Source organism: Polaromonas sp., assembly GCF_029945685.1.
Classification (GTDB): Bacteria; Pseudomonadota; Gammaproteobacteria; order Burkholderiales; family Burkholderiaceae_C; genus Polaromonas.
This window is the reverse complement of the sequence record NZ_JAQSDA010000014.1, coordinates 86,256-98,630: the sequence shown is the minus strand read 5'-3', so window position 1 is coordinate 98,630 and position 12,375 is coordinate 86,256. Positions and strand designations below refer to the sequence as shown.

The 12,375-nt window shown below is 61.4% G+C and carries 15 protein-coding genes and 1 tRNA gene; 6 read left to right on the top strand and 10 right to left on the bottom strand.

Annotation, left to right across the window (positions count from 1 at the left end; translation table 11 throughout):
* Positions 1-7 precede the first annotated feature (7 nt).
* A complete protein-coding gene (locus PSV26_RS10640; protein ID WP_300511778.1) occupies positions 8-298 on the bottom strand; it encodes a hypothetical protein in 291 nt (96 codons plus the stop codon).
* Positions 299-437: 139 nt separating this feature from the next.
* Here PSV26_RS10640 and hemA point away from each other — a divergent pair, with 139 nt between their 5' ends.
* The 4 genes from hemA (at position 438) to grxD (ending at position 4,348) form a co-directional block, all read left to right on the top strand.
* Positions 438-1,718, top strand: coding sequence for a glutamyl-tRNA reductase (hemA, locus tag PSV26_RS10635; protein ID WP_300570447.1), 1,281 nt, complete (start codon positions 438-440; stop codon positions 1,716-1,718).
* A gap of 106 nt (positions 1,719-1,824) precedes the next feature.
* On the top strand, positions 1,825-2,943 hold the full coding sequence (prfA, locus tag PSV26_RS10630; protein ID WP_300511780.1) for a peptide chain release factor 1: 1,119 nt from the start codon (positions 1,825-1,827) through the stop codon (positions 2,941-2,943).
* A 113-nt stretch (positions 2,944-3,056) separates the two neighbouring features.
* Entirely contained in the window at positions 3,057-3,929 is an 873-nt protein-coding gene (prmC, locus tag PSV26_RS10625; RefSeq protein WP_300570507.1) for a peptide chain release factor N(5)-glutamine methyltransferase, read from the top strand.
* Positions 3,930-4,027: 98 nt separating this feature from the next.
* Positions 4,028-4,348: a Grx4 family monothiol glutaredoxin gene (gene grxD, locus PSV26_RS10620; RefSeq protein WP_300511781.1), complete on the top strand. Its 321-nt coding sequence runs from the start codon at positions 4,028-4,030 to the stop codon at positions 4,346-4,348.
* A 64-nt stretch (positions 4,349-4,412) separates the two neighbouring features.
* On the opposite strand, the gene PSV26_RS10615 is transcribed toward grxD, so the two are convergent.
* The 9 genes from PSV26_RS10615 to PSV26_RS10575 all read right to left on the bottom strand — a co-directional run bounded on the left by PSV26_RS10615 (position 4,413) and on the right by PSV26_RS10575 (position 11,519).
* Positions 4,413-4,658, bottom strand: coding sequence for a hypothetical protein (locus PSV26_RS10615; protein ID WP_300570444.1), 246 nt, complete (start codon positions 4,656-4,658; stop codon positions 4,413-4,415).
* 64 nt (positions 4,659-4,722) lie between these two features.
* Complete coding sequence (locus PSV26_RS10610) at positions 4,723-4,929, bottom strand: DNA gyrase inhibitor YacG (RefSeq protein WP_300511783.1); 207 nt, start codon at positions 4,927-4,929, stop codon at positions 4,723-4,725.
* 57 nt (positions 4,930-4,986) lie between these two features.
* Positions 4,987-5,742, bottom strand: a complete 756-nt coding sequence (gene zapD, locus PSV26_RS10605; protein WP_300570441.1) for a cell division protein ZapD — start codon at positions 5,740-5,742, stop codon at positions 4,987-4,989.
* Between the two features lie 38 nt (positions 5,743-5,780).
* Positions 5,781-6,380, bottom strand: coding sequence for a dephospho-CoA kinase (coaE, locus tag PSV26_RS10600; protein ID WP_300511785.1), 600 nt, complete (start codon positions 6,378-6,380; stop codon positions 5,781-5,783).
* 4 nt (positions 6,381-6,384) lie between these two features.
* Positions 6,385-7,245 (bottom strand): A24 family peptidase, encoded by an 861-nt coding sequence (locus tag PSV26_RS10595; protein ID WP_300511786.1) that lies wholly within the window; start codon positions 7,243-7,245, stop codon positions 6,385-6,387.
* On the bottom strand, positions 7,245-8,462 hold the full coding sequence (locus tag PSV26_RS10590; protein ID WP_300511787.1) for a type II secretion system F family protein: 1,218 nt from the start codon (positions 8,460-8,462) through the stop codon (positions 7,245-7,247). The genes PSV26_RS10595 and PSV26_RS10590 overlap by 1 nt, the downstream gene beginning before the upstream one ends.
* Positions 8,463-8,545: 83 nt before the next feature.
* Positions 8,546-10,282, bottom strand: coding sequence for a type IV-A pilus assembly ATPase PilB (gene pilB / locus PSV26_RS10585; protein ID WP_300511788.1), 1,737 nt, complete (start codon positions 10,280-10,282; stop codon positions 8,546-8,548).
* 157 nt (positions 10,283-10,439) lie between these two features.
* Positions 10,440-10,516, bottom strand: a tRNA-Pro gene (locus PSV26_RS10580).
* A 19-nt stretch (positions 10,517-10,535) separates the two neighbouring features.
* Positions 10,536-11,519, bottom strand: a complete 984-nt coding sequence (locus PSV26_RS10575) for a polyprenyl synthetase family protein (protein WP_300570438.1) — start codon at positions 11,517-11,519, stop codon at positions 10,536-10,538.
* 159 nt (positions 11,520-11,678) lie between these two features.
* On the opposite strand from PSV26_RS10575, the gene rplU reads away from it, so the two are divergent.
* Positions 11,679-11,990, top strand: coding sequence for a 50S ribosomal protein L21 (rplU, locus tag PSV26_RS10570; protein WP_300570435.1), 312 nt, complete (start codon positions 11,679-11,681; stop codon positions 11,988-11,990).
* Between the two features lie 28 nt (positions 11,991-12,018).
* Positions 12,019-12,276 carry a 50S ribosomal protein L27 gene (gene rpmA / locus PSV26_RS10565; RefSeq protein ID WP_096667180.1) on the top strand — a complete coding sequence of 86 codons (258 nt, stop codon included), beginning with the start codon at positions 12,019-12,021 and terminating at the stop codon, positions 12,274-12,276.
* The last annotated feature ends 99 nt before the right edge of the window (positions 12,277-12,375 follow it).

Sequence of the window (12,375 nt, the reverse complement as noted above, 5' to 3'; positions counted from 1 at the left end):
AGCGCGTTCAGGCTTTCCAGCCGCGCAGCAACACCCACTGGCAGGTCGCTGCACCCACGGCCAGCAGGGCATAACTGGCCATCTTGCCGTCGCGGCCAAAAATGACCAGACCGGCCAACAGCAGGGTCAGAGACGCTATAAAAACAATAGCTAGTTGCGCAGTCAGGGAAAGGGCTAACATCCTTTTTGACCTGAAAAATCGGGCAAAGACATGGGCCACCAGCACCATGAACAGCGCCACAAAGGCGGCCGGAGCCATGAAATTGAGCAGCTGGTTGATCAGGTTGAGTGCAGTCATGCCGGGGCGGATTGAACGGAGTCAGTCGGGGAGTCCATCGAAAGGGGCCAGGCGCGTCATCGGCGCCCCGGCTTGCCCTGTATCAAGGGGATTGAAAGAATGTCCGCGTCTGGCCACCCTTCAATTTTATAATCGGGCCATGTCAGTCTGGACCTTGGGGATCAACCATACCACCGCACCGCTCGATTTGCGCGGCCGGTTTGCGTTCGCCATCGAGCAGATCGAGCCCACCTTGAGGGGCTTGCGCGAGTCGCTGGCGCGCCAGCCCGAAGCCACGCTGCTGTCCACCTGCAACCGCACCGAGATCTACTGCGCTGGCGACAAGTCCGACCTGGAGCACACGCTCGAATGGCTGGCACACCGCGGCGGCGTCTCGCCGGCCCTGCTGCGTTCCCACGCCTACACCCTGGAAAACGACCACGCCGCGCGCCACGCCTTTCGCGTCGCCAGCGGACTCGACTCCATGGTGCTGGGCGAGCCGCAGATCCTGGGCCAGATGAAGGACGCGGTACGCGCCGCCGAAGACGCCGGCGCCATGGGCACCACGCTGCACCAGCTGTTCCAGCGTTCCTTCGCGGTCGCCAAGGAAGTGCGCACCAGCACCGAAATCGGCGCGCACAGCATCAGCCTGGCGGCTGCTTCGGTCCGGCTGGCCGGCCAGCTGTTCGAGGATTTGAGCGATATCAGGATCCTGTTTGTCGGCGCGGGCGAGATGATCGACCTGGCCGCCACCCACTTCGCCGCCAAAAACCCGAAAGCCATGACGGTGGCCAACCGCACCCTGGAGCGCGGCGAAAAAATCGCCGGGCGCTTCGGCGCCGAGGTCATGCGCCTGGCCGATCTGCCGGGCCGCCTGCACGAGTTCGACGCGGTGATCAGCTGCACCGCCAGCACCCTGCCCATCATCGGCCTGGGAGCGGTCGAGCGCGCCGTCAAGCTGCGCAAACACCGCCCGATGTTCATGGTCGACCTGGCCGTGCCGCGGGACATCGAGCCGGAAGTCAAGGAACTGCCGGACATCTACCTCTACACCGTCGATGATCTGGCGCATGTGGTGCAGACCGGCAAGGACAGCCGGCAGGCGGCCGTGGCCGAAGCCGAAGTCATCATCGATGCCGGTGTGCAGAATTTCATGCACTGGCTGGACCAGCGGCGTACCGTGCCACTGATCCAGCAACTCAACGCCCAGACCGACGAATGGCGTGCGCTGGAAATTGCCCGCGCCAAAAAGCTGCTGGCCAAAGGCGAACCGGTGGATGCGGTCCTCGAGGCGTTATCGCGCGGGCTGACGCAAAAAATGCTGCACGGTGCACTCGCCGAGCTGCATGCCGGCAGTGCGGAAAACCGGGAAGCGACGGCGCAGACCGTCTCCCGGCTGTTTCTGCGCGGCAACCTGCCCAGGCAGCAAAAAGAGCGTTAGCGTTCTTTCCGCGAACCCACAGCCCACCCGGCGGGCTGAACGCGGCGTCGGCTCCGCCGGCCACCTTCCTGAACGTTTTTGCCACCCGGCTCCCCTTTCTCCTTCCATGAAACCTTTTCTCCGCCAGACCCTGGACCGCCAGATTTTCCGGCTGCATGAGCTCGACGCCCTGCTGTCGGCCGCCGACGTTGTCAGCAACATGGAGCGTTTTCGCAACCTGACGCGTGAACACGCCGAGGCCAGCATCGTGGTCACGCAGTACCAGCAACTGACGGCACGCGAGGCTGATCTGGCCAGTGCGCAGGCCATGCTGGCCGAGGCGAAAGACGATCCCGAGATGGCCGCCATGGCCGAAGAAGAGATCACGGCCGCGCAGGCCGACATGGCCCGGCTGGACGAAGCCCTGCAGCTGATGCTGATCCCCAGGGACCCGGACGACGCGCGCCCGGCGTTCATCGAGATCCGCGCCGGCGCGGGCGGCGATGAATCCGCGCTGTTCGCGGCCGACCTGTTTCGCATGTACACGCGTTACGCCGAGCGCAAGCGCTGGGCCGTCGAGATCATCAGCGAATCGGTCAGCGAGCTCGGCGGCTACAAGGAAGTGGTGCTGCGTCTGGACGGCCCGCCCGATGCCCTGGGCGTCGGCGTATACGGCAAGCTGCGTTTTGAGTCAGGCGGCCACCGCGTTCAGCGGGTGCCGGCCACCGAAACCCAGGGCCGCATCCACACCAGTGCCTGCACGGTCGCGGTGCTGCCCGAGCCCGACGAGGCGGTGGCCATCCAGATCAACCCGGCCGACCTGCGCATCGACACCTACCGCGCCAGCGGCGCTGGCGGCCAGCACATCAACAAGACCGACTCGGCGGTGCGCATCACCCACCTGCCGACCGGCATCGTGGCCGAGTGCCAGGAGGGCCGCAGCCAGCACGGCAACAAGGCCCAGGCGCTGAAGGTGCTGACCGCCCGCATCCACGAAAAAGACCGCTCCGAACGCGCCGCCAAGGACGCCGCCATGCGCAAGGGCCTGATCGGCAGTGGCGACCGCAGCGACCGGATTCGGACTTACAACTTTCCGCAGGGGCGGTTGACCGACCACCGCATCAACCTGACGCTGTACAAGCTGCTGTCCATCATGGAAGGCGATATGGACGACGTGGTCACGGCGCTGCAGGTCGCGCGCGGCGCGGAACTGCTGGCGGACCTGGAAAACTCGTCCAACGGCTAAGGGCTAAGGGCTAAGGGCTGAATTTTTAACAACAAATCGGCCTCCAGCCCTTGATTGGAAAGCGCCAACAGCTCCTGTTTTCATAGCAAATCACCGTGACTGAATTCCTCCCCGTGAACATCCTCACCTGCGCGCAGGCACTGACAGCAGCCCAGGAACTCGGGCTGGAGCGGCTGGACGCCCAGCTGCTACTGCTGCACGTGCTGGGCAAGCCCGGCACCGACCGCGCCTGGCTGCTCACACATGACACGACCTTTTTGCCGCAAGAGACAGGGCAGCATTTCCGCGAACTCAGCCTGCGCCGCGCAGCCGGGGAGCCGCTGGCCTACCTCATCGGCAGCAAGGAGTTCTTCGGTCTGAAACTCCAGGTGGATCGCCGCGTTCTGGTGCCGCGTCCGGACACGGAAACCCTGGTGGACTGGGCCCTGCAACAACTGGCCCAAGCGGATATGCCGGATTCCGCCCGGGTCCTCGACCTGGGCACCGGCAGCGGCGCGATTGCCCTCGCGCTCAAGAAAAGCCGGCCCGCGCTCGACGTCACGGCGGTGGACGCCAGCATCGATGCGCTGGCGGTTGCGGACGCCAACGCGCAGGAGCACCAGCTGGCAGTCCACTTCATCCAGGGCAACTGGTTCGAAAATGTAAGTGCCCCCTTTCACCTGATCGTCAGCAACCCGCCCTATGTGGCCGATGCCGATCCCCATTTGCCGGCCCTGCAGCATGAACCTCTGCAGGCACTGACGGCCGGGAAAGACGGCCTGGACGACCTGCGGGAAATCATCGAGCAGGCGCCGGCCTACCTGCAAACGCAAGGCTGGTTGCTGCTTGAACACGGCTACGACCAGGCTCGGGCGGTGTGTACGCTGTTTGAGCAGCGGGGCTTTGCCGAAGTGCAAAGCCGGGCCGACCTGGCGGGCATACCGCGCTGCTCGGGCGGGCGCTGGCCCGGCGCGGCTCTGGGCACCGGCAGCCAAACGGCGGGATAATCAGGCATTGACTTACCGCTTCTGACATCCACTTATCTGAACAAAGCAAAGGCCGGCTTCCCTTCGGCCGCCCCATACCCCCACCAAAGGACCCTCCCATGAGCGATACCCAGCAACGCATTGACCAGATCGTCAAATCCAGCGAGGTTGTGCTTTTCATGAAAGGCACGGCCCAGTTTCCCATGTGCGGTTTTTCCGGACGCGCGATCCAGGTGCTCAAAGCCTGCGGCGTGACCAAACCGGCGACCGTGAATGTGCTCGAGGACGAGGAGATCCGCCACGGCATCAAGGAATACAGCAACTGGCCGACGATTCCCCAGCTGTATGTCAAAGGCGAATTTGTCGGCGGCTCGGACATCATGATGGAGATGTACCAGAGCGGCGAATTGCAGCAGGTGCTGGGCACACCCACCGAGTAAAGACCGTCCCGCCGACCTGCCCTTCACCGGCAGGTTGTGGGGCCCTCACTCGGGCCAACCGGCCCTATTGGGTATACCCTTCACAGGCCCCGGCGTTGACACGGCCCTTGCACTCGCGCTTGAGCCTTGCAGAGCGCTCCCTGGCGGTTTCCTGAGAGCCGGGCATGAACTTGGCGCTTTTGCCGGGTGGCGCATTGCCTGTCTTTTTGGCCTTCTTGCTGGCCGCCAAGCCTGGGCTGGCCGCCAGGCACAGCACCAGGGACGCCGCCAACACGGCCGCTTTACGGCGTGCAAAGGATGTGTGAATCATGTCCCTCTCCTCCTGGTTATCGGTCGGCGCGCTGCCACACCGCTTTTTACACGATGGCAGGCCCTTACTGCAACCTGGCGTCGCCGTAGACCTGGTCATCCGGCGGGGCGTCGGCCGGCAAACGAAAACCCTCGCTGGCCCAGGCGCCCAGATCGATATTTTTGCAGCGCTCGCTGCAAAAAGGCCGAAACCGGTTTTCCGGCGCAAAAATGCTGGGGCCGCCGCAGGTGGGGCAGACCACTGTTTTGGGTGGAGGCTGGTCGGGATTCATGGTGGCGAGTTCACGCTGGAAAAATCTGGGGGCAGGACCGGCGTCCAACGGACGGTCTCAGGAACAAAGTGTCAGTTCGAACGCGGCGTCGTCAGTGCTGGCGTGCAGCCGGTCGTCGCTTTCATGGCGCATGAGGCGCACGGAAACCATCAGGCGGTTACCGCTGATCTCCGGAATCAGCCCGAGGCTGGGGTCGATCAGCAGGCGCAGAAGCTGGAACGTACGTCCCTGCGGCAGGGTTTGCTGGTACTGCCCACCCGCCGCCACGACTTTTTGCGGTAGACCGGAGTCGCGCAACAACTTGAGCAACATCCGGACCGACTCGGCCAGCGGCACCAGCGTGGCGATCCAGCGCTGCAGGTCCTGTTGCCGCTGGTGCGCGTCAAAGTGCTGCCAGGCGAAATAAGCCGGCAGATCGAACTCGCAGGTTCCGCCGGGGATGCCAATGCGGCTGCGAATGCTCATGAGCCAGTCGTTTTCAGTCAGGGACTGTCCCGCCTTCCCGGGCAGGCTGTTCAGCGCCGCAAAACAGCCATCGAGCTGCCCGGTGACCTCGTCCAGCACCGCCTCGGAAATCGCAGGGTTGCCGCGGTAGCCGTTCAGTGTGTGTTTCTGCCGGTCCAGGTCCTTGAGTACATCGGTCTTCAGGTCGGCCCGGGCCGCCACGTCCATGATCTCGAAAATGGTGGTGATGGCGTAGTGGTGGTCGGTCGGATGTTCGCGCGCAGCCAATTCGCCCAAGCGGTGAAACAGATGCTCAAGTCGCAAATAGGTACGAATGCGTTCGTTGAAGGGATACTCGTAAAGGATCACTGCGATATATCTTTTTCAGCGGGTTGGTTGTCCATCCATCATAGCCCGAAGCGCTGCGACAGTTGCTGAACCATGACCGCCAGCGCAGCCAGCGACAAGGGCGCATCGTTGTAAATGCAGATGTCGGCGGCCGCGAGCCGTTGGTCGCGGTTCGCCTGCCCGGCCAGGACACGTTCCACCGCTTCACGCGTCCATCCATTGCGCGCCATCACCCGGCTGACCTGTGTTGCCTCGCTGCAGTCCACCACCAGCACCTGGTCCACACGCTGGCGCCAGCGGCCTGACTCAACCAGCAGGGGGACATCAAACACGATACATGCGCTGTTGGCCTGCCCGGCCTGCCGGGCGGTTTCTTCGCCGACCAGCGGATGGATAATCGCTTCCAGCTGTTTTTTTGCCTTGGCATCCGCAAAAACGTGCTCACGCATCGCGTCGCGGTTCAAGCCGCCTTCCGGCGTGATGAACCGGGCACCAAACTGCTCTGAAATCCTGTCCATGGCAGCGCCTCCTGGCGCCGTGAGCTGACGCGAGATGGCGTCGGAATCAATCACCGCAGCCCCGCAGTCGGCCAGCATCGTCGCAACCGTGCTTTTTCCGCTGCCAATCCCGCCCGTCAAACCCAAGCGCAATGCCCGCATGAGGCTACAACCCGATAAACCGCAGAATGGACTGGGGACCAAACACCATGGCCGTCAATCCAGCACCTGCCAGGAAGGGGCCAAAAGGCACATACCCGCCTTCGCGCAAGCCACTGGAGAACTTCAATGCAATGCCAACCAGGGCGCCGATCACCGACGCCATCAGGATCATCGGCACCAGGGCACTCCAGCCGAACCAGGCACCCAGGGCCGCAAAAAGCTTGAAGTCTCCGTATCCCATGCCTTCCTTGCCGGTCACCAGCTTGAAAGCCCAGTACACCAGCCACAGGGACAGATAACCGGCCACCGCGCCCCACAGCGCCGCCGTGAGTTGCACCGCCGGATTCCAGCCCAGCGCCGCGACGATCAGCCCCGCCCACAACAGCGGCAAGGTGACGTCGTCCGGCAACAGCGTGGTATCCCAGTCAATCAGCGCCAGTGCCAGCAAGGTGGCGGCAAAACCGCTCCAGGCCAGGCCGGTGGCGGTCAAGCCCCAGCGCCAGGCGCAAAAAAAGAAAAAAGCACCCGTGACGGCCTCCACCAACGGATAGCGCCATCCGAACTTCGTGCCACAGACAGAACACTTTCCCCGCAGGAAAAGGTAACTCAGAATGGGAATGTTTTCGTACCAGGCAATCACATGGCCGCAGCTTGAGCAGCGGGAACGGGGCACCATCAAATTGAATTTTTCGCCATGATCGGCAACCTTGCCGGCAAGCTCGGCGCATTCGGCCGCCCACTGCCTCTCCATCATTTTCGGCAAGCGGTAAATGACCACATTGAGGAAGCTGCCGACCAAGAGCCCCAGGATACCGGCCAGTGCGGCGTTGAATTCCGCAGGCAAACCGAGCGCAAGCCCGGGCATCAGACCACTTGGCCCAGTTTGAAGATCGGCAGGTACATGGACACCACAATCCCGCCGATCAGCCCACCGAGGAACACGATGATGATGGGCTCCATCAGGCTGGACAGGCCCGCCACCATCTCATCGACCTCTGCCTCATAAAAATCTGCTGCTTTTCCAAGCATATGGTCCACGGAACCCGACTCCTCGCCGATGGCGCACATCTGCAACACCATGGTCGGAAACAGGTTGGCATTGCCCATGGCTGCCGTCAGGCTGGTGCCGGTCGAGACTTCCTGCTGGATCTTTCGGGTAGCGTCCTCGTAAAGAGAGTTGCCGGACGCGCCACCGACCGAGTCCAGGGCCTCCACCAGTGGCACACCCGCTGCGAACATGGTTGACAGCGTGCGCGTCCAGCGGGCGATGCAGGACTTTTCAATCAGTGCACCAAACACCGGCATTTTCAGCAGAAGGCGGTCCATCACCCGCTGTACTTTTTCATTGCGCTTCCAGGCCTGCATGAAAAAATAGACGCTCCCGCCGACGCCACCAAAAATGAGCCACCAGTAAGCCACAAAAAACTCGCTGATGGCCATGACAAACAGTGTCGGAGCCGGCAAATCCGCACCGAAAGAGGTGAACACTTCCTTGAACGCGGGAATCACGAAAATCATGATCACCGCAACCACCACAAAAGCCACCACCACCACCGAAGTCGGGTACATCAGTGCCGACTTGATTTTCGACTTGATGGCCTCGGTTTTCTCCATATAGACGGCAAGACGATCCAGCAACTGCTCCAGGATACCTGCCGCCTCGCCAGCTTCCACCAGATTGCAATACAGCGCATTGAAGTACAGAGGGTATTTGCGAAAGGCAGCGCTCAGGGACGTGCCGGTTTCAACATCGGTGCGCACGTCATTGAGCAGCTTGGTCACGCTGGCATTGGCGTTGCCGCGCCCGACAATGTCGAAAGCCTGCAGCAAAGGCACGCCAGCCTTCATCATGGTGGCCAGCTGACGGGTGAAAATGGCGATATCCCGGGGCTTGATGGACTTGCCCGAACGCATGCCACGCTTTTTGATCTTGGTCGCCAGCACACCCTGCCGGCGCAGGGAAGCCTTGACCTGGTTTTCGCCCACCGCACGGGTTTCTCCCCGCACCTGCTTGCCATTGCGATCCTTGCCTTCCCACTCGAAGACAAACTCCTTGATGTCTCTGGATGCTGCAGTTGCCATGGTGCCTTCTTCAGTAAGGAAGTGATGATGGGGACTCGAAATGCCCAGCGATGCCAGCGACCGGCCTGTTGAGAAACAATGGCTTAAACATTGGTGCAGGCCAGGACTTCTTCGAGTGAGGTCATGCCGAGCTTGACTTTGTGCAGCCCCGCTCCACGCAGGCTTTTGACGCCCTCGCTTTCTGCCTGCGCAGCGATTTCGAGCGCGCTGCCATCGCGCAGGATGATCCGCTGGAGCTCTTCAGTGATGGGCATGACCTGGTAAACCCCGACCCGGCCCTTGTAGCCGTTGTTGCACATGGAGCACCCGACGGGACGGTAAGGCGTCCAGGTGCCATCCACATCCTCCTCCTTGAAACCCGCGTCCAGCAGCGTCTCACGCGGAATATCAGCGGGCGCCTTGCAATTGGGGCAAAGGCGCCGCGCCAGGCGCTGTGCCGTGATCAGGATGACGCTCGAGGCGATGTTGAAGGGGGCAATGCCCATGTTGCGTAGCCGCGTCAGGGTGGCCGGCGCATCGTTGGTGTGCAGGGTGGAGAGCACCAGGTGGCCGGTCTGGGCGGCCTTGATGGAGATTTCGGCCGTTTCCAGATCGCGGATCTCGCCGACCATGATGATGTCCGGGTCCTGCCGCAAAAAGGCTTTCAGGGCCACGGAAAACGTCAGGCCGGCCTTGTCGTTCATGCTGACCTGGTTGACGCCCGGCAGGTTGATCTCGGCCGGGTCCTCTGCCGTTGCGATGTTCACGCCCGGCTTGTTCAGGATATTCAGGCAGGTGTAAAGGGACACGGTTTTGCCGGACCCGGTCGGGCCTGTCACGAGCACCATGCCGTAGGGACGCTGAACAGCCTTGAGCAGGCGCTCCTTTTCGATGGGCTCGTACCCCAGGGCATCAATGCCGAGTTTGGCGCTGCTCGGATCCAGGATACGGATCACGATCTTTTCACCGAACATGGTGGGCAGGGTGCTGACACGGAAATCGATCACCCGGTCGGGACCGATTTTCAGCTTCATTTTCCCGTCCTGGGGAACCCGCTTTTCCGAAATGTCCATTTTCGAGATGACCTTGATCCGCGAGGCCAGCTTCTCCTTGATGGCCACAGGAGGCGAGGCAATCTCGCGCAGCTCGCCGTCGATGCGGAAGCGCACCCGGTAGGTATGCTCATAGGGCTCGAAATGCAGGTCAGAAGCCCGCATGCTGAAAGCGTCGAGCAGCATTTTGTGCAGAAACTTGACGACCGGCGCGTCCTCGACCTCCGAAACACCTGTGTCGTTGCTGTCCGCGCTGGCCGCTTCGGCGGTGGATTCATCAAATTCGAAATCGTCGCCGATGATGCTGTCCATGGCTTCGGACGCGGTAGTGGCGGACGCTTCCACCATCTTGGACAGCTTGTCGTATTCGGCAATGACCCAGTCCACCCCCATCTGGGTAGAGAACTTGATCTTTTCCGCAGCCTCCTGATCGGACGGGTCGGCGGTCGCAACAATCAGGCGGTTGCTGCGCTTGCTCAGAACCACAATCCGGTAGGCCTGACAGATTTTCGTGTCCAGCAAACCCTTGGGCAAACGCTGTGTGTCTATCGCATTCAGGTCAAGAAGGGGGGCCGCAAACGCGGTGGACATGGTGTGCGCAAGGTCGGACGGGGATACCGCGCCGGACCCTGTCAATTCGGCAATGAAGCTGGTCCGCCCGCTCTGGGCCTTGCGAAAGATGTCCTCCGCGGCCTTTTGGCCCAGCTTGCCTGCAATGACCAACGCCCTGCCCAAGCCGGGCAATGCCAGCGCTGCGGGTGCGGTGCTTACTGTATCGACAGCTGCCATGGTGTTGAGAATCCAGCCCGAATTGATAAAATTGACATCATCGCCGATAGATCTGGCGGTGTAAATCTAAAAGCGTGCTGCCCCTGACCCGGTGTTGGAACAAAGCAAAGATCGGACATCCTCGGACGGGATGCGGGGGACGGGAGCGGACCTTGAATGGTCGGGGTGAGAGGATTCGAACCTCCGGCCTCTACGTCCCGAACGTAGCGCTCTACCAGGCTAAGCTACACCCCGAAAAGTGCTCGAACAAGCGTCAGGAACGACGCTGCAGCAACTGAGATGCCAATTGTAGCAAGGCCTCGCTATAGGGGTTGGCCCCTAATGCCGCCAGCGCCCGTATGGCGCGTTGGGCCTCCGCGGCCGCTGCATCCCGGGTCGCCTGCAAGGCACCGGTCTTGCGGACAATGACCACGATCTCGGCCAGTTGCCCCGTCCCGCCGGTCTCGATGGCCCGCCGGATGGTGGCCTGCTCTTCAGAGGTGCCGCGCTGCATGGCGATGATCAGCGGCAGGGTGGCCTTGCCTTCGCGCAGATCGTCCCCGAGGTTTTTTCCCATTTCATCGGCATCACCGTCATAGTCCAGCACATCGTCAATCACCTGGAAGGCGGTTCCCAGCGCCTGTCCGTAATCGGCGCAGGCACGCTCCATGTCGGGCGGCACCTGCGCCAGCAATGCAGCCAGCCGGGCGCTCGCCTCAAACAGCTTGGCGGTTTTCGAGCGGATTACGCGCAGATAGTCTTCCTCGGACAAGCCGGCATCGTGCATGTTCATCAACTGAAGCACTTCGCCTTCGGCAATGATGTTGGTCGCCTCGGCCAGGGTTTGCATGATGCGCATGTCGCCGGCATCAACCATCATCTGGAAGGCCCTGGAATAAAGGAAATCCCCCACCAGAACACTGGCCGGGTTGCCAAATGCAGCGTTGGCGGTGGCACGGCCGCGGCGCAGGGAGGACTCGTCAACCACGTCATCGTGGAGCAAGGTCGCCGTATGTATGAATTCCACCACAGCGGCCAGATTGAAACGCTGCTCACCCTGGTAGCCCAAGGCACCGCACATCAGCAGCAGCAGCGCAGGGCGCAGGCGCTTGCCACCGGCTGCGATGATGTATTGCGATACCTCACTGACCAAGGGCACTTCGGTGCTCAGGCGGCGCGCGATCACGGCGTCCATGGCCTGCATGTCGTCGGCAATCAGGGCCAGTGCGGCGGCGGTGCTAGAAGAATTTACAGTCAAAACAGTCCAGACATGAGATTTCATGAATTATAGAAAGCAGCACCCCGTCCGGCACCTCCAGCGGCTGCGAACCCCAGGACCTGGGATAAATAATGGCGCCGTGCTAGAATCTAGGGCTCTGTGGAAATCCGTCCGCAGAACTCACATACGAGGTCTTACATGTACGCGGTCATAAAAACCGGCGGCAAACAATACAGAGTTGCCACTGGTGAAAAAATTAAAGTAGAACAGATTGCTGCGGACGTAGGCCAAGAGATCGTTATTGACCAGGTATTGGCTGTCGGAAGCGGCAGCACAATCACGGTTGGTACGCCCTTGGTGTCCGGCGCTACTGTTACGGTAACTGTCCTGTCTCACGGCAGGGGCGACAAAGTGCGCATTTTCAAAATGCGTAGGCGCAAGCACTACCAAAAACGTCAAGGTCACCGTCAGAACTTCACGGAATTGCAAATCGGCGTCATCGCCGGCTAAGCAGCGACGCACCAAGGAGTATTGAAAAATGGCACAGAAAAAAGGCGGCGGCTCTACGCGAAACGGGCGGGATTCCAAGCCCAAGATGTTGGGCGTCAAGAAGTTTGGCGGCGAAGTGATCAACGCAGGCAGCATCATCGTGCGCCAGCGTGGCACCAAGTTCCATCCTGGCGTCAATGTCGGCATCGGCAAGGACCACACGCTGTTTGCACTGGTGGACGGTTCGGTCTCGTTTGCCGTCAAAGGCGCGCTGAACAAGCACACCGTCAACGTGACACCAGCGTAAGCTGATCACTTCGATGGCATCGAAGCCCCGCTTGGTCGGGGCTTTGTTGTTTTGGCCCCTCTTGTTTTTAATGTTTGTAAACTACCTTCAGGAGTCCGG